Here is a 19,360-nt window from a genome sequence, read left to right as displayed (position 1 = left end):
AGGAGCGTGTACAAGCGATGAAATGGTCTGAAATTTGTGTCCACACGACACAGCAGGCAGTCGAAGCCGTATCAAATTTACTACATGAAGTGGGGGCACAAGGTGTCGTCATCGAGGACGTCGAAGACTACGACCGGATGATGGCAGAAGATCATTTCGGAGAGATTTGGGACGAATCCGGCCGCGATACGTATCCAACGTCGGGTGTCCACGTGAAAGCGTACGTTCCTGTCTCAGGCGACCTACCGGACACGCTCTCGACACTGAAAAAAGAAATTGAACGGCTGCGCAATATCTTTGAAGTCGGCGCTGGTACCGTGACGGCGCTCGAGATGGATGAGGAGGACTGGGCCCACTCGTGGAAGCAGTACTATAAACCGGTCAAGATCTCGCAACATCTCACGATCGTGCCGCTGTGGGAAGAATACGTGCCACAACCGGAAGAGAACGTGATCTTGCTCGACCCGGGTATGGCGTTCGGGACCGGGACGCACCCGACGACGATGCTGTGCATTCAAGCGATCGAGAACTATATCCAACCGGGTGACCGCTTGATCGATGTCGGGACGGGCTCAGGCGTACTTGCCATCGCGGCGGCGAAGCTTGGCGCGGAACGAGTCGAGGCGCTCGATTTGGATGCGGTCGCGGTCGAATCGGCCCGCCAAAACGTCGAGACGAACGGCGTTCTAGACGTCGTCGACGTCAAGACGGGTGATTTGTTGAAAGGGATGAGCGGTGAGTATGACTTGATCGTCGCCAACATTTTAGCTGACGTCATCATGCTGTTCGTTGACGATGCTTACGTGCGCGTCAAACCAGGCGGCTATTTCATCACGTCGGGCATCATCGGCCAAAAACGAGATGAAGTGACGGCAGCGCTCAAGGCGGCTGGATTCTCGATCGAAGAGACGCGAGTCATGGAAGACTGGGTCGCCATCATCGCGAAGAAGGGATAAGCCATGCAACGCTATTTCTTACAACGTGATGCGTTTAAAACAGACACGGTCGCATTGCCGCAAGACGTCGTCCATCATATCGGGACGGTGTTGCGGGCGGGACCGGGTTATCAGATGGTGTTGTTAGACGGTACAGGTGTCGAGTACGTCTGTGAGGTGATCGCGCTCGAAAAAAAATCGGGGACGGCAAAAGTACTCGAAGCGCGGCAGGCGACGACTGAACTGCCCGTTGATGTGACGCTCGCCTACGCACTGCCGAAAGGTGATAAAGTCGAGCTTGTCGCTCAAAAAGCGACCGAGCTCGGGTTGCATCACTTGAAGTTGTTCGAGTCGAAACGATCGGTCGCGAAATGGGACGCAAAAAAAGCCCCTAAGAAAGTTGAACGGCTACAGAAAATCATGCAAGAAGCGGCCGAACAGTCGTACCGGGCCGTCGTCCCGACGTGCGCGTACGTCTCGTCGCGTGACCTGCTAGACGACTTTTCTAATTACGATGCGGTCGTCATCGCTTATGAAGAGTCGGCGAAGCAAGGGGAACAAGCGGCACTCGCGGCTGTCTTCAAAGCGCTTGAACGCGGACAGCGTCTCCTGCTGATCGTCGGTCCTGAAGGCGGATTTGACGATCAGGAGATTGACGCCTGGACGAATCAAGGCGCGCGCCCGTGTGCGTTCGGCCCCCGGATTTTGCGCACCGAGACGGCGCCGCTCTACGCGTTAGCGGCGTTATCGTATGCGCTTGAATTGAATTGAACACGAAATCAGCTCCCGCAGTTTGCGGGAGCTGATTTTATGTTTAATGACCACATGACAAGAGCCCTCGCCTAGGCGAGGGCTCTTCTTCATGACAGATTATTTTTTGAACAACGTGATCGTCTTCGTCGTCACGTTGCCGGCGAGGTCGACCGCTTCGAACGTGAACGTATTCTCTCCTGACGTCACAGGAAGCGTGACTTTTTCAGTTCTTGAGAAAGCGCGCATCTCATAAGGTGCTTTTAGTGCCTGGCTGAATTTCAAATCACCGTTCACGAGGAGCTTCACTTCATCAAAATTATCTTTGACAGTCACGTTGACGTTGACCGTAGTTTGTTTTTTCCCGATTTGTTTCGGTAGTTTCCCGATCTCGATGACGGCTGGTGTCGCATCGACGAAAATTGTCCGTTGGAAGTTGGCGACGTTTCCAGCCGCATCCTCAGCGACGAAGCGGAGTTTGTGCACGCCGTCTGTAAATGTCCGATTCGTACTGAAGTCATATCGTTTCGTTGTTTCATTCCATGTGAGCGGGACATCAATCCCATCGACTTGGAATGAGTTGATGTTTGATGCGTCTTGAATCGATCCTTTGATGGGGACGATTGACGTCGCGTAAGGTGACAAAGCGAGCGGCGCGTCCAAGAAGACGCCAGGTTTTTCTGAATCCGTCGAATAGGCGACTGTTTTGGTCGTGCTATTTCCGGCATGGTCTGTGACGCGGACGCTGACTTCATCGGTCTCATTAAGTGGCGACGTGAAGGCATGACTGGCCGACCCGTTTGCAAGTTTGGCGACAGACTTACCGTTCAAGAAGTATTCGACAGAATGGATACCAGAGAAGTCGTCGTTCGCTTTTACGGACAAACTGTCATCTTGCCACTTCGCCGAGAACGTCGGATCTGTATAGTCGACTTTAACCGGGAAGCGGAGCGTCTGTGCCTCTTTTTTCATGTAATCGATGCTCGCTTCGATCTCATAGAAGTACTTGCCGGCCGGGGCCGGGTTACCGTTCAATTGTCCGTCCCATTTGTAGTCGGCTGAGTAGTAGTAAGGTGTATTGCGTCCGCCATCGAAGTAGTTTTTACGCAACTCGTCATCTTGCCGGAGCGTGCGGACGACATCGCCTGACTCGTCGACGATGCGATATTTGACGTCTTTGGCGTTACGAAGGAGCGAGAAGACCGGTGTCGCCACATCTTTTACGTTGTCCCCGTCAGGAGAGAACGCGATTGTGTCGGACGTGAACGACTCATCTAGGTTCATGCCCAAATAATTCCCTGTCTGATCGACCATTCCAGCCGTCTGATAGAACGATCCTGATTCATAGATGGAAGCGTCAAAGATCGGTGCTTTGCCCCAGTCGCCTTCGAAACCGACGAACGGTACGACGAGTCCTGGATTGCCTTCTGCCCCGTTCACATCGGTCAAGCGCACGAAACCGTCGACGAAATAGCCGTTTTCAAATACGTCTTTGGCCGAGACGAGACCGTTCAGCGTCTTTGGATTGAGAACCTGCGCTTTCGAGACGTCGAGCGCGATTTTGAGTTCGACTGTTTGCTTCGCTTTCAGTTTGACCGTATTTGCTTTCTTCCCGTTGATCGTCACGCTGGCGTTTTGGAGTGGTTGGGCCTCCATCGCATTTTGAATCGTCCCGGCCGTCCGTTCGATGGCGAGGTCGGTCTGAAGTGAAGACGAAACATCGTATGACACGGCTTTGTCGGATAAGTTCTCGACAACAAGCGTGAACGTCGCCTTGCTTCGGTTGAGTTCTTTTAAGGCAACTTTTGCTTCTTTTGTTGTCTTTTCATAGGCGACGGCTGGCGTTGAGACGGCCGCGTGCAATTGCATCAAACCGGCTCCTCCCCGACGCGGCGTGTATGGGAGGTTCTGATTCAACTGTTGGTTGTATGGACCGATATCAGTCACGGCTTTCGATGTGTTGATCAACAAATTCTTCGCCATCGTTACCCGAGCCGTACCGCTTAAAGCGAACTCGCGATCGACACGTTCGAGCACGAGGGCGGCGCCTCCTGCGACGTGTGGTGCAGCCATCGACGTTCCGCTCATCAATCCGTATTGATCGTCATTCAACGTCGAGAAGATTTGTCCGCCTGGCGCCGAGATTTCAGGTTTGAAATCGAGGTTTGGTGTCACGCCCCACGAAGTGAAGTTAGACAGTGAACCGGCTGCACGGTTAGCGACGCTAATGCGGTCACCTGCGAATTTAATGTTCATTTGTTCACCGGCAACGAGTCGCTGTTGAAGCTCATTTCCGTCTTTAATGCTGAGTGACGCCATCGGGATTTGTGGGTTCGCTAGCGCCATACTGACGTAATCACCATGACCGACGGCACCGCGGACGATGACACCGGCAGCCCCGTTCGCTTCGGCTGTCTTTTGAATGTTCGAGTAGAAATAGGCGCCGTCACGCACCGCGAAGACAATCTTCCCTTTCACGTCTTTCCCGACGTATTGACCAGGCTGTCCGTCACCGACATGGACGAGTTCATAGTCCCCATTCGTGAAAGCTGGGCCATCTTGTTTCTTCCATCCGATTTTATCGGTCTTGTCACCGGATTGAATCGAGAAAGCGTCCAATTGAATTTGGTCGTTCTCGAGTGAGGCGACTGAAGTCGAGGCCGAGCTCACGCTCGGAGCGCCGACGACGCCGGTATCCGGATTGTTCGCATAAGGGAGATCGTATCCGTTTCCGAAGTACGCCGAGTTACCAGCTGAGATCGACATGAAGACACCGTTATCGACAGCACGCTGTACCGCTTGTTGCTCGGGTGAGTCGGCATCGACGAAACCGGCCGTCGATCCGAGACTCATATTGATGACGTCGGCGCCGAGTTTGATGGCATCGTCGATCGCTTTAATATAGATATCGCCGTACGTCGAGGCGTAGTTCGGGTCGTTGCTGAATACTTTGAGACCGAGTACTTGCGATTCTGGAGCGACACCTTTCAAACCGCCAGTCGCCTCATCCCCGTTGGCCGCGACCGTACCCGATACGTGCATCCCGTGCATCGAGGCGCCAGGGGAATCATCGCGAATATCATCGTTCTCGTCGTAATAGTTATAAGCATAAGGAACTTTCTCGTTTATGTAGGCTCCCGGCAAACCGAACTCACTGACTGCCGACTCGACCTCACCTTGCGTGAGCTCTGCTTTTGTATCGTCGGTTAAGCGGAAGTCGCGATGGTCTGCATCGACACCCGTATCGATGACGGCGACGATCGTTCCTTCGCCGGTATACCCATAGTCGCCCCATGTCTGTTGCGATTGGACCATGCCGTTACTCGTTACCATATCCGGTTTGACCTCGGGGCGCTCGTATTCATTGACGACATGGACGTGAGCGACTTCAGGCAACGCTTCAACTTTCTGGACGTCTGTAGCCGAGAGCAACGTACTGAATCCGTTGAAGACGGTCGTGAACTCTTCAATCGTTTCTGCTTTCACACCTTTTTTTGAGATGGCGGCTTTCGCTTTTTTCTGTTCGGCTTTGACGAGTCCGTGAGCATTGTCTTTCTCGACCTTCGTCAATTCATTGAATTTTTTCCCTTTCTTTTTTGCTTGTTCGATGGCAGGTGCACCGACGAGTTCGACGACGACACGCAATTTTTCTTGCTTGTCGGCGATCTCAGCATTCGGCGTAACGGATCGTTTGGCAAGTACCGGATCTGTTCCGAGTCCGAGCAGCCCAGGTGTCAACGCCAGGCATGTAGCGAGGGAGACGTTTACATAAAATTTAAAGTTTGGCAATTTGAAAATCCTCCAATCGTTTAATTGAGAAGTATATGTATTTGTGGAAAATGATAGCTGAATGCAGGGCGATAATCGCTCGTTTTTTTCGAAAACAAGGTAATGAATTTGAACAAATTTAAAAATTCTGACAATTACTTTCGGCCTATCTTTTACTAAAATAGCTAGGTCTAAATTCACGCGTTCAACTCAAGTTTCAAAATTTGGGCGTGATATGCCCTCGAATAAAATGATTCGAACAATTCGCTTGAGATTTTTTTTGAAAATTGGTATGGTCTGAATAGATAAAACATATAAAACTTATCGACATAGTCGGAATAAAGCGATGGGGTGGAGCAATGGGATTACAGTTCATGGACATTTTTAAGGAATGGGCAACGCAATACGACACGACCGTGGCCGGACATGACGAGCAATATAAAGAAGTGTTCGCAGGTTATGAGGAGATGTTGAGCGAGGTCGTGGATCATCTCGAAGGGAAGGTCATGGAGTTCGGAGTCGGGACCGGGAACTTAAGTATGAAGATTTTAGAACGTCACGAGCTGGTTGCGGTCGAACCGTCCCCGGAGATGCGGGCTGTCGCCGCCGAAAAACTTGAGATTGATATTATCGACGGTGACTTTTTAAACTATCCGACGACAGAGCAGATCGATACGATCGTGTCGTCATACGCGTTTCACCATCTGACGGATGAAGAGAAACGGACAGCGATTCAAGGTTACGTCGAGCAGCTCGATTCACCGCGATTCGTCTTACTCGACACGATGTTCGCCTCGCAAAAGGCGAAGCGAGACATTCTCGACTGGGCGAGCGGTAACGGGTACGACGACTTGGTAGAAGATTTGAACCGCGAATTTTATCCGTATACGCAAACGATTCAAGCGATGCTCGAAGCGAACGGTTATACGGTCTCGATGACACAAAAAAATAAATTCGTCTGGCTCGTCGTGGCCACGAAACAATCAGGAGGAACTCAATCATGAAAAGTTATAAAGTCGAAAGTTTTAATTTGGACCATACAAAAGTACAAGCGCCTTACGTCCGTTTAGCAGGAGTGAAAAAAGGGACGGCCGATACGATCTATAAATACGACATTCGCTTCATCCAACCGAACGAGGGTCTCATGCCGATGCGGGCCGTCCATTCGCTCGAGCACTTGATCGCTGAGAACAGCCGCAGTCACTCGGACCAAATCATCGACGTCTCGCCGATGGGTTGCCAGACTGGTTTTTATTGGACGATGTTGAACGACGGCGATTACGAATCGATGCTCGACCTCGTCGAGGCGACACTCCGTGATGCAGCAAATGCGACGGAGTTGCCGGCGCAAAACCCAATCCAATGCGGAAGTGCCAACCACCACGACTTTGAGGGCGCAAAAAAATTAGCGGCCGACATGCTCGCGAAACGTGACGAGTGGCACATCATCTTTAAGGACGAGGCGTAATATGCTCGTCAATAACGTCTATGAACTGATCGGGGACACGCCGCTGCTCGAGTTACGGACGTTGCCTGTTCCGAAAGGCGTTAAAATATACGGCAAGCTCGAGATGATGAATCCAGGCGGGAGTGTGAAAGACCGGCTCGGGCTTCATTTAATCGAACAAGCGCTTGAACGCGGCCAACTCGAACGGGGTGGTACGGTCGTCGAGCCGACGGCAGGGAATACCGGCATCGGGCTCGCCCTCGCCTGTCAGCGGTACGGGGTGAACTTGATCACGGTCACGCCTGAAAAGTTTAGTCAAGAGAAGCAAGCGCTCATGTCATTGCTTGGCGCGACTGTCATTAACACGGAAACCGAGCTCGGGATGAAGGGTGCGATCGAGCGGGCCAAAGCGCTGGCGGTTGAACATAACGCCTATTTACCGGAACAGTTCTCGAATCCGGATAACCCGGATACGTATGTCGATTCACTCGCCCGAGAGTTATTGCAAGATATACCGAATATCGACGTCTTCATCGCCGGCGCGGGCTCGGGTGGCACGTTCACTGGGGTCGCCGCGGTTTTGAAAAACCACGGCACCCGCAACGTTGTCGTTGAGCCCGAAGGATCAATCCTAAACGGTGGGCAACCAGGGCCCCATAAAACAGAAGGAATCGGTGTCGAGAAGTGGCCTGTGTTTTTAGATCGCGAACTCGTCGATGGGATTTATACGATTTCTGATGATGACGCGTTTTATTACGTCGCCCATTTGGCGAAGCAAGAAGGACTGCTCGTCGGAAGTTCTTCCGGTGCGGCCATCGCCGCCTGTGTGCAAGAAGCAAACCGGATGACCGAAGGTGTGATCGTCACGATTTTACCAGACAGTGTCGAACGATATTTAAGTCAAGGAATAGTCAAGGAGGCAGAACATGCGTACAAAAACAGCGCTTATTCACGGCGGTAAGACGACGGACCCGTTGACGGGTGCCGTGACACCAGCCATCTATCAAACGAGTACTTATAAACAAGACGGAATCGGCAATTTGCGGGACGGGTATGAATATTCGCGGACGGCTAACCCGACGCGGACGGCGCTTGAGACGCTGATCGCCGACATCGAAGGCGGGGCGCGTGGTTTTGCGTTCGCTTCAGGGATGGCCGCCATCTCAACGATTCTCATGTTAATGAAATCAGGGGACCACGTCATCGTCGGTTCTGACGTATATGGGGGAACGTACCGTGTATTCAATCGAGTATTTCAATCACTTGGCTTGGAAGCATCTTTTGTCGATACGTCTGACGCGGCGGCAGTCCGCGAAGCCGTCCAACCGAACACGAAAATGATTTATGTCGAGACGCCGACGAATCCGCTCTTGAACGTCACGGACATGCGCAGTGTGCGTGACATTGCGACCGAGGCCGACGTCTTGTTCGTCGTCGACAATACGTTCATGACACCGTATTTCCAAAATCCGATTGAGTTCGGTGCGGACTACGTCTTGCACAGTGCCACGAAATATTTAGGTGGACATAGTGACGTCGTCGCCGGACTCGTCGTCGCCCGGACAGAAGAACTTGGGGAACGTTTGGCGTTCCTACAAAACTCGGTCGGAGCCGTGCTCGGACCGCAAGACAGCTTCCTCGTCGTGCGCGGCATCAAGACGCTCGCGGTCCGGATGGAAGAGATCGAGACGAACGCGCTCGCACTCGTCGAGTTCTTGACGTCTCACGAGGCGATCAGCCGGGTGTTGCACCCGAGCATTGCCAGCGAGACAGCGAAACAAATCCATCTGTCACAAGCCCGAGGCTTTGGCGGCATGATCGCTTTTGACGTCGGATCGGCCGAAGCGGCAGAGACGGTCGTTGCGAAAACGAACTACTTCACGCTCGCTGAAAGTCTCGGTGCGGTCGAGAGCTTGATTAGCGTGCCGGCACGGATGACACATGCCTCGATTCCGGCCGAACGTCGGGCAGAACTCGGCATCACGGACGGGCTCGTCCGTATCTCTGTCGGACTTGAAGATGTGAACGATTTGATTGAAGACTTGGAGCAAGCACTTGCGGCCTTGACGACAATCACGAGCTGAATGAACGTGTGACACGAGGTGCGCTCTCAGAGCGCTCCTCTTTTGTCGTGGGAAGGTTGGAAGAAATCGCTTGAATGTCCGAAACGCATCGACTAAACTGACGATAATTGATTAGGAGAGCGGGTGAACAGATTGAATAAAGGAGTCATGCCCACAATCGGTGCGTACGTCATGTGGGGCATCCTGCCGATCTATTGGAAGTTTCTACAGGAAATACCGAGCAGTCAAATCCTCGCCCACCGTATCGTCTGGTCGTTTCTATTCATTTTACTCGTCTTGAAATGGACGAAACAGTGGACTGAATTCAATTATGCGCTCAGACATCGGGCGACGCGGAACGCCTTTATGTTGAACGGCTTTATCGTCAGTGCGAACTGGTTTGTCTACATATGGGCGGTCAATCACGGCTATATCATCGAGGCATCGCTCGGATATTATATCAATCCGCTCGTCAGCATGGTGTTAGGTGTCCTCGTTTTTCGGGAATCATTAAATCGAGTCCAATGGCTCGCGGTCGGTGTCGCGACGGTCGGGGTGCTCGTCTTGACGTTCGGTTATGGGTCGTTCCCGTGGATCGCTTTCATATTGGCGAGTACGTTCGGGTTTTACGGGATGGTCAAAAAACGGCGGCCGCTTGCGTCGACGGTCAGTCTAGGCATCGAGACTCTCGCGGTCGTTCCGGTCGCGGTCATCTTCCTCGCTTTCGAAACGTCGCGCGGCGGGCTCACGATGACGGGCGAACCGATTGTTTGGGCCGCGCTCTTAGGCACGGGCGTCATGACGGCGTTGCCGCTCCTGTTGTTCGGTTACGGGGCGCAACATATCCCGTTCACGCTCGTCGGTTTTTTACAGTTCATCGCCCCGACGCTCAGTCTGGCGATCGGTGTCATCTTGTACGATGAACCGTTCACGACGTATCATGTTTTCGCGTTCACGTGCATCTGGATCGCCATCTTTTTCTTCAGTTGGAACAGCTGGGTCCAAACGCGAAAACGCCGTCAACTTGCATGAAGTGAAAGCTGTTACATTTCTCAAAAACATGATAATATGTTAGATGTCAGACCTATATGTCAGAGGAGGAATTTATTATGGAATTAGCACGTTATATCGACCACACGGCCTTGAAGGCAGAAACAACGAAAGATCAAGTCACAAAATTATGTGCAGAGGCACTTGAGTACAAATTCGCGAGCGTTTGTGTCAACCCGACATGGGTCGCTTACGCTGCCGAGCAACTTAAATTAGATGAGGACGTCAAAGTTTGTACGGTCATCGGATTCCCGCTCGGTGCGAACACACCTGAAGTGAAAGCGTTCGAAACGAAAGATGCGATTGCTAACGGCGCAGACGAAGTCGACATGGTCATCAACATCAGTGCGATGAAAGACGGCGATTTCGACCTCGTCGAACGCGACATCCGTGCCGTCGTCGAAGCAGCAAACGGTACGCTCGTCAAAGTCATCTTTGAAACGTGCCTGCTTACTAAAGAAGAAATCAAAAAAGCGGCTGAGCTGTCAGTCAAAGCGGGTGCAGACTTCGTGAAAACGTCGACTGGATTCTCAACTGGCGGCGCTACCGTCGAAGACATCCGACTCATGCGTGAGACGGTCGGACCGGATCTTGGCGTCAAAGCATCAGGCGGCGTCCGTGATTTCGCAGGCGCACAAGCGATGATCGATGCTGGTGCAACGCGCATTGGCGCTTCTGCCGGAATTGCCATCGTCACAGGCGGGCGTTCGGACAGCGATTATTAATTGAAGTAGTAGTTGACCACACGACTTAATTTCACTATAATGTGGTATGACGTGTGAAACACGTTTCCTTAGTCGTGTAATTCGGAGGGAGGGAAAACTAGTGGAAACTCGTGTCCGTAAAAACGAATCGCTTGAAGACGCTCTTCGTCGTTTCAAACGCGGTGTTGCGAAAGATGGCACTCTTGCCGAAGTTCGCAAACGTCGTCACTACGAAAAGCCAAGCGTAAAACGTAAATTGAAATCAGAAGCTGCTCGCAAGAACAAGAAATTCTGATTGAAGTTTCTTTTGTAGAGAGGGTGTTGGCTCATGAGTCTGCAAGAACGCTTGACGGACGACATGAAGCAAGCCATGCGCGCTAAACAGAAAGATCGTCTCACGACGATCCGAATGGTCAAAGCGTCGCTCCAGAACGAGGCCATCAAACTTGGTCGACAAGATCTTACTGAGGAAGAGGAGCTCACGGTGCTCAACCGAGAGATGAAACAGCGCAGAGACTCCCTCCGAGAATTCGAAAGCGCTGGTCGTGAAGACCTTGCTTCTAAAGTAGCTGATGAAATTGTCGTACTAGAGGTCTACATGCCTAAGCAACTCTCTGAAGACGAAGTCACAGCAATCGTCAAGGCGGCAATTGCCGAGACGAACGCTGCGGGTCCGTCCGATATGGGTAAGGTGATGGGCGTCGTCATGCCACAAGTTAAAGGCAAGGCTGACGGTGGTCTTGTGAACCGAATTGTCAAACAACAATTGACGAATTAATGATAAAAGGCAGGGAACTTTGGAGAAATCCAAAAGTTTCTGCCTTTTTTTGCGTATTATGAAACCACATTCAATCTTGTTTCGTATACACTAGAGATAAGAGGTAGCTTTGGATTTGGAAGGGGGTAGCAATACGATGACATTTGGTCTCGGAGTGATTCTGACGGTGTTTTTCGTCGGGATTGTCCTTCTTGGAATTGAAGTGTTCGTTGCCGGTTTTGGATTGTTCGGGGTCCTCGGGATAGGCGCCGTCGTGGCGAGTTTGATTATGGCAGGTGCCACGATCGGGCAGCTTTGGCTGTCACTTGGTTTAGCGACGGCGCTTGTTGCGGGACTCGGGTTTTGGGCGTACCGTCGACTGCAGTCGAATCGCTCGCTCATGTATAAAGGCTTGATTTTGACCGATTCGACGTCGACTGATAAGGGGTATTTGTCTCATGATGACCGGAAGCGGTTGCTTGGGAAAGTCGGTGTCACATTGACGCCACTTCGTCCAGCAGGTACTGCTGAGATTGAAGGCGAACGAATCGACGTCGTGGCAGAAGGTAGCTATCTCGATGAACAAACAAAAATTGAGGTGTATAAAGTCGACTCAGGACGCGTTGTCGTCCGACGCTTTGTAGAACCGAAGGAGGATGTAACAGAATGACACCAGAACTATTAAGCACGTTACTCATCACAGGTGGGGGATTGATCGCGCTCGCCGTGTTCTTCACGTTTGTACCGGTCGGCCTGTGGATCAGCTCGTTTGCTTCAGGCGTCCACGTCTCCATCTTCACATTGATCGGGATGCGACTTCGTCGCGTCGTCCCGTCTAAAATCATCAACCCGCTCATCAAAGCCGTCAAAGCGGGCATTGGTTTGAACACGAACCAGCTCGAGAGTCACTTTTTAGCCGGCGGTAACGTCGACCGTGTCGTCAACGCTTTGATCGCGGCGCACCGTGCCGATATCGAGTTATCGTTCGAACGTGCCGCCGCCATCGACCTTGCTGGCCGGAACGTGTTAGAAGCCGTTCAGATGTCGGTTAACCCGAAAGTCATCGAGACACCGTTCATCGCCGGTGTGGCGATGGATGGGATCGAAGTGAAAGCGAAAGCGCGGATCACGGTTCGTGCCAACATCGACCGCCTCGTCGGGGGTGCCGGTGAAGAAACGATCATCGCCCGTGTCGGTGAAGGGGTCGTCTCGACGATCGGTTCGCAACATAACCATAAGCACGTGCTTGAGAACCCGGACATGATTTCACGTACCGTATTGACGAAAGGTCTCGATTCAGGGACGGCGTTTGAAATCTTGTCGATCGACATCGCCGACATTGATATCGGTAAAAACATCGGCGCGGTGCTCCAAACCGACCAAGCCGAGGCAGATAAGAAAATTGCGCAGGCGAAAGCCGAGGAACGTCGTGCAATGGCGATTGCCCGCGAGCAAGAGATGAAGTCGTCGGTCGAAGAAATGCGCGCCAAAGTTGTCGCGGCCGAGGCGGAAGTACCGCTCGCGATGGCAGATGCGCTTCGTAACGGCAAGCTTGGGGTCATGGATTACGTCAACTACTTGAACGTCCAAGCGGATACGCAAATGCGTAATGCGATCGGTCATCCAGTCGAATCTGATAGAGAGTAATCGATATGGATGGATTATGGATCTTACTATTAGCCGCCTTCGGGGTCGCTTCAGCGGTCATGAAGCGACTTGAGAAGTCGTCATCTACAGGAGAAAAGCCACCGAGCACGGATCTGAAACGGTATTTGGATACGGTCGGCGACATGATGAAAGAAGTCGATGGACCACTCAACGATCCGCGAGACGAACGACAGAACAAAGTACCGCAAAAAGTTCGTCGTCGTGTCGCGATTCCGGTCGAAAATTCAGACCGGCACGAGTTTGATCCGAATCGGCACGCACCAAAGTCGCGTGAGTCGCTCCCGAAAGTGAGCGCTGCGTTCGAACAGGCAGTCAAAATCCCTCCGATAACGGAAGCGACCGATTCACGACAGACAGCGCAACCACGCATTTCGATGAAGCAAGCGCGTCAAGCCATCGTCTGGAGTGAGATTCTTCAGCCGCCGGTCTCGAAACGCCGCCGTCGGTAATTTTTTAGCAGTGACTCGATGTCGCTGCTTTTTTTGTGGCTCGAGCTAACGGTCTTTCTTTCACGAACGGCATGATAGTGCTAAAGTAAAGAAGGAACAATCTATAGATGAGGGGGAGAAACATCCATTGATTACGACAGATAAGATACCGTTCGTCATGGAACATGCGAGCGAAGCGCAGGCACTCCTCGGACCGAAAGACGAGGTGTTCCATGCGATCGAGGCCGAGCTTGCCGTCGCGCTTACGCCCCGTGGCGAAGAGCTGATCATCCAAGCCGATAGCGTGGAGACGCTCGAATTGACGAAAAGTGTGATCAAGACGCTGCAACAACTCGTTAAACAAGGTGCACGGTTGAACGAGGGCGATGCGATCAGTGTCATCCAACATATTAAGATCGGCAAAGGGGAAGAACTGCTCGAACATTATGGCCGCGTCGTTTTCACGACGAACAAAGGGAAACCGATCCGGGCGAAGACGGTCGGACAGAGCCGTTACGTCCGGGCCATCGAGAAACGCGACCTCGTATTCGGGATCGGGCCGGCCGGGACCGGGAAGACGTATTTGGCGGTCGTCCTTGCTGCGCGGGCGCTGAAAGAAGGTCAAGTGAAACGGATCATTTTGACGCGTCCTGCCGTCGAGGCGGGTGAGAACCTCGGTTTCTTGCCGGGCGACTTAAAAGAAAAAGTCGACCCTTACTTACGACCGCTCTATGACGCCTTGTTTGACGTCTATGGTGTCGAACACACGAACCGTCTGCTCGAGCGAGGCACAATCGAAGTCGCCCCGCTCGCTTACATGCGCGGACGGACGCTTGAAGATGCGTTCGTCATTTTGGATGAGGCGCAGAATACGACGAAAGAACAGATGAAAATGTTTTTGACACGGCTCGGGTTCGGGTCGAAGATGGTCGTCACCGGTGATTTGACGCAAGTCGACTTACCGAGAGGGAAAGCGTCGGGGCTTCAAGAAGCGCTCCATCTCCTCGAAGGGGTCGACGGGATTCACTTCGAACACTTTAGCGCCTCAGACGTCGTGCGGCATCCACTCGTCAAAAAAATCATCAACGCCTACAGTACAGATATTACATGACGAAAGGGGGGGCACTGATGCAGCAAGCACGTCATTGGACGGTCGCCACAATCTCCGTCCTCTTTTTTCTCATCCTTGGCGCGATCCTCTACTTTACGGTGCGCCCATCAATCATCAGCGTTGAGCCGCTTGGCATCGCCGCACAAGATATCCGCTCCCCGATCACGATCGAGGACAGGGTCGCGTCGGACCGTCTGAGACAAGACGCGACGAACGCCGTCGGGAGTCAGTTCTCATTACGCCGTGAATTCGCCGATCAACAGATTGCCAAAATTGAGCAATTGTTTGCGGCGTTCGAAGACACAGATGAGGACACTGAACTGTCTGATATCAAAAATCGATTGAACTCTACAGAAGTGAACGGGCTCCTTGCAGACGATGAGTTGAACTCACTCCTGGAGGCGACCGTGAACACGCGTCGTACCGTCGAAGACGTCGCCGTGACGGCGCTTCAAGAAGTCATGGCCAATCGGATCGAAACGAGTTCCGAGTCGATTGCCGAGGCGAGAGACCGGGCGTCGACGGTCATCGACCAATCACCGTTGTCGTTAGAATTCCGAGCGGTCGCGACGAGTTTAAGTGACCAACTGATCGTCCCGAACTATGTCTTCGATTCGGAAGCGACTCGTCAGAAAGAACAAGAAGCGATCGACGCCGTTGAACCGGTTATCATTCAAGAAGGGCAGCTCCTCGTCAACCAAGGGGAAGTCGTGACCCGTGAAATCTATCGGAAGCTCGAATTGACCGGTGCGATTGACCCGAACCGTTCGTTCGCGCCTTTGTTCGGTGCCTATTTGCTCAGCGGACTCTTGACGGTCGGATTTTTATTCATGCTGATCCGTTCAAAAATTCAAGAGCTTTTGCTCCGACCTAAAATTTTGATTACTGTCTATGGCCTACTATTGCTGCAACTAGGTATTTTCTTCGGCGTCGGTTATATCGGGATCGAGTTCACGACGTATGCGTACGTCATCGCCCCGACGGCGTTCGTCGTCTTATTGCTCCGTATCTTAGTCGATGAACGGGTCGCGTTGGCTTCGGCGCTCATCACGATGATTGCTGGTTCAATTGTTGCGAGCTTTGGCCAAAATACGAGCTTTATGACGGTCGTTTACTTTGCGACCGGGAGTTTCCTGGCTGTCTTTTTGGTCGAACCGAAGATTCAACGGAAACGCTTGTTCCTTTCAGGCGTCTTGCTCGGAATCATCAACATCATCATGGTGCTCGCGCTCCTGTTCTTGCGGAACACGCAAGTGACGTGGGAGATGGTCGCCTATTTATCCGGTTTCGCAATCACGAGCGCCTTGCTGTCGATCGTTCTCACGTTCGGCTTCCTGCCGTTTCTAGAGCCTTGGTTCGGCGTATTGTCGTCCGGACGCCTAGTCGAATTGATGAGCCCGACGCATCCGCTGCTGCGAAAACTGTTGATGGAGGCGCCGGGAACGTATCACCATAGCATGATGGTCGCCAATCTCGCCGAGTCGGCGTGTGAGGCGATCGGGGCCGATGGTCTGCTCGCCCGGGTCGCGAGTTATTATCACGACCTCGGCAAGACGGAACGGCCGCTCCACTTTATCGAGAATCAACAAAACGGGGTGAACCCGCACGACCGGCTCACACCGGAAGAGTCGGCCGACATCATTATGGCGCATCCTTACGACGGCTCTGATTTGTTGCGGCGCTATAAACTGCCGAAAGAGATTATCGACATCGCCGAGCAACATCACGGGACGTCGCTGCTCAAGTTCTTTTATGTGAAAGCGAAAGAGTCACGAGACGTGTCGGAGTCACGTTTCCGTTACCCGGGACCGAAACCGCAGTCGCGTGAGGCGGCGGTCGTCATGATCGTCGATTCGATCGAAGCAGCGGTTCGGTCGCAAAAACAGCCGACACCGGAGCGTATACGTCAGCTCGTCAGCTCGATCATTCGCGACAAGCTTCAAGACGGTCAGTTCGAAGAGTGTGACTTGACGACGAAAGAAGTGTGGCGTGTCGGCGAGAGTGCATGCGAGACGTTGACCGGCTTGTTCCATGAACGGATCGAATACCCAGAACTAAAGAAAGAAGGCGAATTACATGCAAATCATCTCGAACGATGAACAAGGGTTGTTGACCGAGTCTCAGCTCGAGTTAGTCGAATCGATTTTAGTTCACGCGGCCTTGGCTGAACAAATCGAAGAACCGAGTGAACTGTCAGTCACATTTTTAACGAATGACGAGATTCAAGTGATCAACCAGGAATGGCGCGGCAAAGACGCGCCGACGGACGTCATCAGCTTTGCTTTTGACGAGATGGGAGAAGAAGAGATGGACTTCATGCTTGATGAGGATGAACCCCGTCTATTGGGCGACATCGTCATCTCGGTGGAGCGGTGCCGCGAGCAAGCGGCGGACTACGGTCATTCGTTCGAACGTGAACTCGGTTTCTTGGCGATTCATGGCTTTCTCCATTTGCTCGGCTACGACCATATGACGCCAGAAGAAGAAGCCGAGATGACGGTGCGTCAGGAGCAAGTGCTCGCTCATTTTGAGTTGAAGCGAGGCGAGGTGTGAATCCGTTCTGGTTTGCGGTGCACGGGATCGTGCTCGCGGTGCGAACCGAACGGAACATGCTGATTCACCTCATTGCAAGCCTGCTCGTCGGATTGTTCTGTTGGTGGCTCCCGACGACAACGCTTGAAAACCTCATCTTGTTCGGGTGGGTCGTGCTTGTCATCGCTCTCGAATTGATGAACACGGCCGTCGAACGGACGGTCGATCTCGTGACGAAAGACATCGAGCCGCTCGCCAAACAAGCGAAAGACGTCGCGGCGGGATCGGTTCTCGTCGCTTCGGGCGGAGCAGCCGTAACAGCGCTCGTCATTTTCGGGCCGTATTTATTCGCTTTATAATCAATGTATTGGAAATTTAGAAAGCAGGTGCACTATGTATCAAGAAGGTTTTAAATCAGGTTTTGTTTCAATTATCGGACGTCCGAACGTCGGGAAATCGACGTTCTTGAACCGGGTCATCGGTCAAAAGATCGCCATCATGTCAGACAAGCCCCAGACGACACGTAACAAGGTCCAAGGTGTCTATACGACAGACGACACGCAAATCATCTTCATCGACACGCCAGGGATCCATAAACCGAAGCACCGTCTCGGCGACTTCATGATGAAAGTGGCGACGAACGCGTTGCGTGAAGTCGACGCGATTTTGTTCATGGTCAACGTCACAGAGCCGCGCGGTGCCGGTGACGAGTTCATCATCGAGAAGTTGAAAGGACTCGACACACCGATCATCCTTGTGATGAACAAAATCGATTTGATTCACCCGGACGAGATTCCCGCTGTCATCGAACAGTATACGAATCAACTTGATTTCGCGGCGTACGTTCCGATTTCAGCATTGCAAGGCAATAACGTCGAACCGCTCATCGGTGAGATCAAGAAGCTGCTGCCTGAAGGGCCGATGTACTATCCGGCCGATCAAGTGACGGATCACCCGGAGCGCTTCATCATCTCGGAACTGATTCGCGAGAAAGTGCTCCATAACACGCGCGATGAGATCCCGCATTCGATCGCGGTCAACATCGAATCGATTAAGAAACGAGACAACTCGGACATGGTCGACGTCGAAGCCGTCATCATGGTCGAGCGTGACTCGCAAAAAGGAATCGTCATCGGCAAGAAAGGTGCGATGCTCCGTCAGGTCGGGACGGAAGCGCGTCATGACATCGAGCTCTTGCTTGGTACGAAAGTGTATTTAAACTTATGGGTGAAAGTCCAAAAAGATTGGCGCAATAAGATGGGCCAACTCCGTGACCTCGGTTTCCGCGACGACGAGTATTGAGCCATGTTACAAAAAGTCACGGGCATCGTCATTCGGACCGTCAATTATGGTGAATCCAACAAAGTCGTGACAATCTTCACAGAAGAGCTCGGGAAAGTCGCCGTCATGGCACGTGGTGCGAAAAAGCCAGGGAGTCGGTTGCACGCATCGAGCCAACCGTTCGTCGAAGCCGTCTATATCTTCCCGTCGAGCCGCGGTCTCGGTCAACTCAAGTCGTCTGACGTGATCACGTCATACCCGGAAGTGCGAAAAGATGTCGAGCGGATGGCGTATGCCGTGTACTTGCTCGAACTCGTCGATAAAACTGTCGAAGATCGAGTCCCGAACCGGCCGTTATACCGAATTTTGAATGACGCGCTCCAAGCGCTGAACGCCGGAATGGACCCAGAGATCATCACCCATCATTTCGAGCTCAGAATTATGTATCTGCTCGGTGTCGCCCCGGTCTTGACCGGTTGTGTCCGGTGCAACGATGTGACCGACCCGATGTTCTTTTCCGTGACGTCGGGCGGGTTTCTCTGTTCGCGTCACCAAGAGGCAGGGTCGATTCAGATGAGTGAGCGGCTGGCGAAGTTACTTTACTTGTTGAGCCGGCATGAGCTGTCAGAGTTTAGTAACGTCCCGTTGACGAAGGAGACACGTCTCCTGTTACGGCAACTGTTTGACGCCTATATGGACTCTTACAGCGGATTGAACCTCAAGACGAAACGAGTCCTCGATCAGATGCAGCGACTTTACTTGAACGATGATTGACAATTCATGCAAGGTTCGATACCATAATCTACGATTAGACAAATGAAATAGCGTGCGCTGTGAAGGAAAATGAGTAGTTCTTAAATCATGGG

The 19,360-nt window shown here is 52.4% G+C and carries 20 protein-coding genes; 19 read left to right on the top strand and 1 reads right to left on the bottom strand.

Going from position 1 to position 19,360, the window contains the following annotated elements; all coding sequences use genetic code 11:
* Positions 1 to 17 precede the first annotated feature (17 nt).
* Entirely contained in the window at positions 18 to 956 is a 939-nt protein-coding gene (prmA, locus tag EVJ21_RS09510) for a 50S ribosomal protein L11 methyltransferase (RefSeq protein ID WP_070326982.1), read from the top strand.
* A 3-nt stretch (positions 957 to 959) separates the two neighbouring features.
* Complete coding sequence (locus EVJ21_RS09505; RefSeq protein ID WP_131463806.1) at positions 960 to 1,706, top strand: 16S rRNA (uracil(1498)-N(3))-methyltransferase; 747 nt, start codon at positions 960 to 962, stop codon at positions 1,704 to 1,706.
* Between the two features lie 99 nt (positions 1,707 to 1,805).
* Here the strand turns inward: EVJ21_RS09505 and EVJ21_RS09500 are convergent, their stop codons facing one another.
* Entirely contained in the window at positions 1,806 to 5,474 is a 3,669-nt protein-coding gene (locus EVJ21_RS09500; RefSeq protein WP_131463804.1) for a S8 family serine peptidase, read from the bottom strand.
* Between the two features lie 338 nt (positions 5,475 to 5,812).
* On the opposite strand from EVJ21_RS09500, the gene EVJ21_RS09495 reads away from it, so the two are divergent.
* The 17 genes from EVJ21_RS09495 (at position 5,813) to recO (ending at position 19,268) form a co-directional block, all read left to right on the top strand.
* On the top strand, positions 5,813 to 6,457 hold the full coding sequence (locus tag EVJ21_RS09495) for a class I SAM-dependent methyltransferase (protein WP_131463802.1): 645 nt from the start codon (positions 5,813 to 5,815) through the stop codon (positions 6,455 to 6,457).
* On the top strand, positions 6,454 to 6,921 hold the full coding sequence (locus EVJ21_RS09490; protein ID WP_131439956.1) for an S-ribosylhomocysteine lyase: 468 nt from the start codon (positions 6,454 to 6,456) through the stop codon (positions 6,919 to 6,921). The genes EVJ21_RS09495 and EVJ21_RS09490 overlap by 4 nt, the downstream gene beginning before the upstream one ends.
* A gap of 1 nt (position 6,922) precedes the next feature.
* Entirely contained in the window at positions 6,923 to 7,861 is a 939-nt protein-coding gene (locus EVJ21_RS09485) for a PLP-dependent cysteine synthase family protein (protein ID WP_131490392.1), read from the top strand.
* Positions 7,827 to 8,984 carry a bifunctional cystathionine gamma-lyase/homocysteine desulfhydrase gene (locus tag EVJ21_RS09480; RefSeq protein ID WP_131463798.1) on the top strand — a complete coding sequence of 386 codons (1,158 nt, stop codon included), beginning with the start codon at positions 7,827 to 7,829 and terminating at the stop codon, positions 8,982 to 8,984. The genes EVJ21_RS09485 and EVJ21_RS09480 overlap by 35 nt, the downstream gene beginning before the upstream one ends.
* A gap of 147 nt (positions 8,985 to 9,131) precedes the next feature.
* Entirely contained in the window at positions 9,132 to 9,995 is an 864-nt protein-coding gene (gene rarD / locus EVJ21_RS09475) for an EamA family transporter RarD (RefSeq protein ID WP_236633361.1), read from the top strand.
* Between the two features lie 77 nt (positions 9,996 to 10,072).
* Complete coding sequence (gene deoC / locus EVJ21_RS09470; RefSeq protein ID WP_070326989.1) at positions 10,073 to 10,738, top strand: deoxyribose-phosphate aldolase; 666 nt, start codon at positions 10,073 to 10,075, stop codon at positions 10,736 to 10,738.
* Positions 10,739 to 10,817: 79 nt separating this feature from the next.
* Entirely contained in the window at positions 10,818 to 11,012 is a 195-nt protein-coding gene (gene rpsU / locus EVJ21_RS09465) for a 30S ribosomal protein S21 (protein WP_286203271.1), read from the top strand.
* 33 nt (positions 11,013 to 11,045) lie between these two features.
* Positions 11,046 to 11,495 carry a GatB/YqeY domain-containing protein gene (locus EVJ21_RS09460; RefSeq protein WP_070326991.1) on the top strand — a complete coding sequence of 150 codons (450 nt, stop codon included), beginning with the start codon at positions 11,046 to 11,048 and terminating at the stop codon, positions 11,493 to 11,495.
* Positions 11,496 to 11,631: 136 nt separating this feature from the next.
* On the top strand, positions 11,632 to 12,144 hold the full coding sequence (locus tag EVJ21_RS09455; RefSeq protein ID WP_070326992.1) for an NfeD family protein: 513 nt from the start codon (positions 11,632 to 11,634) through the stop codon (positions 12,142 to 12,144).
* Positions 12,141 to 13,121, top strand: a complete 981-nt coding sequence (gene floA / locus EVJ21_RS09450; protein ID WP_016508066.1) for a flotillin-like protein FloA — start codon at positions 12,141 to 12,143, stop codon at positions 13,119 to 13,121. The genes EVJ21_RS09455 and floA overlap by 4 nt, the downstream gene beginning before the upstream one ends.
* A 5-nt stretch (positions 13,122 to 13,126) precedes the next feature.
* Complete coding sequence (locus EVJ21_RS09445; protein ID WP_131490391.1) at positions 13,127 to 13,591, top strand: hypothetical protein; 465 nt, start codon at positions 13,127 to 13,129, stop codon at positions 13,589 to 13,591.
* A 127-nt stretch (positions 13,592 to 13,718) separates the two neighbouring features.
* Complete coding sequence (locus tag EVJ21_RS09440) at positions 13,719 to 14,681, top strand: PhoH family protein (RefSeq protein ID WP_370251801.1); 963 nt, start codon at positions 13,719 to 13,721, stop codon at positions 14,679 to 14,681.
* Between the two features lie 17 nt (positions 14,682 to 14,698).
* Entirely contained in the window at positions 14,699 to 16,780 is a 2,082-nt protein-coding gene (locus EVJ21_RS09435; protein WP_236633362.1) for an HD family phosphohydrolase, read from the top strand.
* Complete coding sequence (ybeY, locus tag EVJ21_RS09430; RefSeq protein ID WP_131490390.1) at positions 16,758 to 17,234, top strand: rRNA maturation RNase YbeY; 477 nt, start codon at positions 16,758 to 16,760, stop codon at positions 17,232 to 17,234. The genes EVJ21_RS09435 and ybeY overlap by 23 nt, the downstream gene beginning before the upstream one ends.
* A complete protein-coding gene (locus tag EVJ21_RS09425) occupies positions 17,231 to 17,572 on the top strand; it encodes a diacylglycerol kinase family protein (RefSeq protein ID WP_131490389.1) in 342 nt (113 codons plus the stop codon). The genes ybeY and EVJ21_RS09425 overlap by 4 nt, the downstream gene beginning before the upstream one ends.
* 34 nt (positions 17,573 to 17,606) lie before the next feature.
* Complete coding sequence (gene era, locus EVJ21_RS09420; RefSeq protein ID WP_070326997.1) at positions 17,607 to 18,515, top strand: GTPase Era; 909 nt, start codon at positions 17,607 to 17,609, stop codon at positions 18,513 to 18,515.
* A 3-nt stretch (positions 18,516 to 18,518) separates the two neighbouring features.
* Positions 18,519 to 19,268 (top strand): DNA repair protein RecO, encoded by a 750-nt coding sequence (gene recO / locus EVJ21_RS09415; protein ID WP_071397773.1) that lies wholly within the window; start codon positions 18,519 to 18,521, stop codon positions 19,266 to 19,268.
* The last annotated feature ends 92 nt before the right edge of the window (positions 19,269 to 19,360 follow it).

It is taken from the genome of Exiguobacterium sp. SH0S2, from assembly GCF_004337185.1.
Taxonomy (GTDB): Bacteria; Bacillota; Bacilli; order Exiguobacteriales; family Exiguobacteriaceae; genus Exiguobacterium; species Exiguobacterium aurantiacum_A.
Note: the sequence above shows the minus strand (reverse complement) of the source record. Positions and strands in the feature narration are given on the sequence as shown.

What these genes read in the sequence shown, in the direction of transcription:
- rarD (WP_236633361.1), top strand. Translation starts at nt 9,132, where the DNA reads ATGCCCACAATCGGTGCGTACGTCATGTGGGGCATCCTGCCGATCTAT.
- deoC (WP_070326989.1), top strand. Translation starts at nt 10,073, where the DNA reads ATGGAATTAGCACGTTATATCGACCACACGGCCTTGAAGGCAGAAACA.
- EVJ21_RS09445 (WP_131490391.1), top strand. Translation starts at nt 13,127, where the DNA reads ATGGATGGATTATGGATCTTACTATTAGCCGCCTTCGGGGTCGCTTCA.
- era (WP_070326997.1), top strand. Translation starts at nt 17,607, where the DNA reads ATGTATCAAGAAGGTTTTAAATCAGGTTTTGTTTCAATTATCGGACGT.
- floA (WP_016508066.1), top strand. Translation starts at nt 12,141, where the DNA reads ATGACACCAGAACTATTAAGCACGTTACTCATCACAGGTGGGGGATTG.
- recO (WP_071397773.1), top strand. Translation starts at nt 18,519, where the DNA reads ATGTTACAAAAAGTCACGGGCATCGTCATTCGGACCGTCAATTATGGT.
- EVJ21_RS09495 (WP_131463802.1), top strand. Translation starts at nt 5,813, where the DNA reads ATGGGATTACAGTTCATGGACATTTTTAAGGAATGGGCAACGCAATAC.
- ybeY (WP_131490390.1), top strand. Translation starts at nt 16,758, where the DNA reads ATGCAAATCATCTCGAACGATGAACAAGGGTTGTTGACCGAGTCTCAG.
- EVJ21_RS09480 (WP_131463798.1), top strand. Translation starts at nt 7,827, where the DNA reads ATGCGTACAAAAACAGCGCTTATTCACGGCGGTAAGACGACGGACCCG.
- EVJ21_RS09490 (WP_131439956.1), top strand. Translation starts at nt 6,454, where the DNA reads ATGAAAAGTTATAAAGTCGAAAGTTTTAATTTGGACCATACAAAAGTA.
- EVJ21_RS09505 (WP_131463806.1), top strand. Translation starts at nt 960, where the DNA reads ATGCAACGCTATTTCTTACAACGTGATGCGTTTAAAACAGACACGGTC.
- EVJ21_RS09455 (WP_070326992.1), top strand. Translation starts at nt 11,632, where the DNA reads ATGACATTTGGTCTCGGAGTGATTCTGACGGTGTTTTTCGTCGGGATT.
- prmA (WP_070326982.1), top strand. Translation starts at nt 18, where the DNA reads ATGAAATGGTCTGAAATTTGTGTCCACACGACACAGCAGGCAGTCGAA.
- EVJ21_RS09485 (WP_131490392.1), top strand. Translation starts at nt 6,923, where the DNA reads ATGCTCGTCAATAACGTCTATGAACTGATCGGGGACACGCCGCTGCTC.
- EVJ21_RS09460 (WP_070326991.1), top strand. Translation starts at nt 11,046, where the DNA reads ATGAGTCTGCAAGAACGCTTGACGGACGACATGAAGCAAGCCATGCGC.
- EVJ21_RS09435 (WP_236633362.1), top strand. Translation starts at nt 14,699, where the DNA reads ATGCAGCAAGCACGTCATTGGACGGTCGCCACAATCTCCGTCCTCTTT.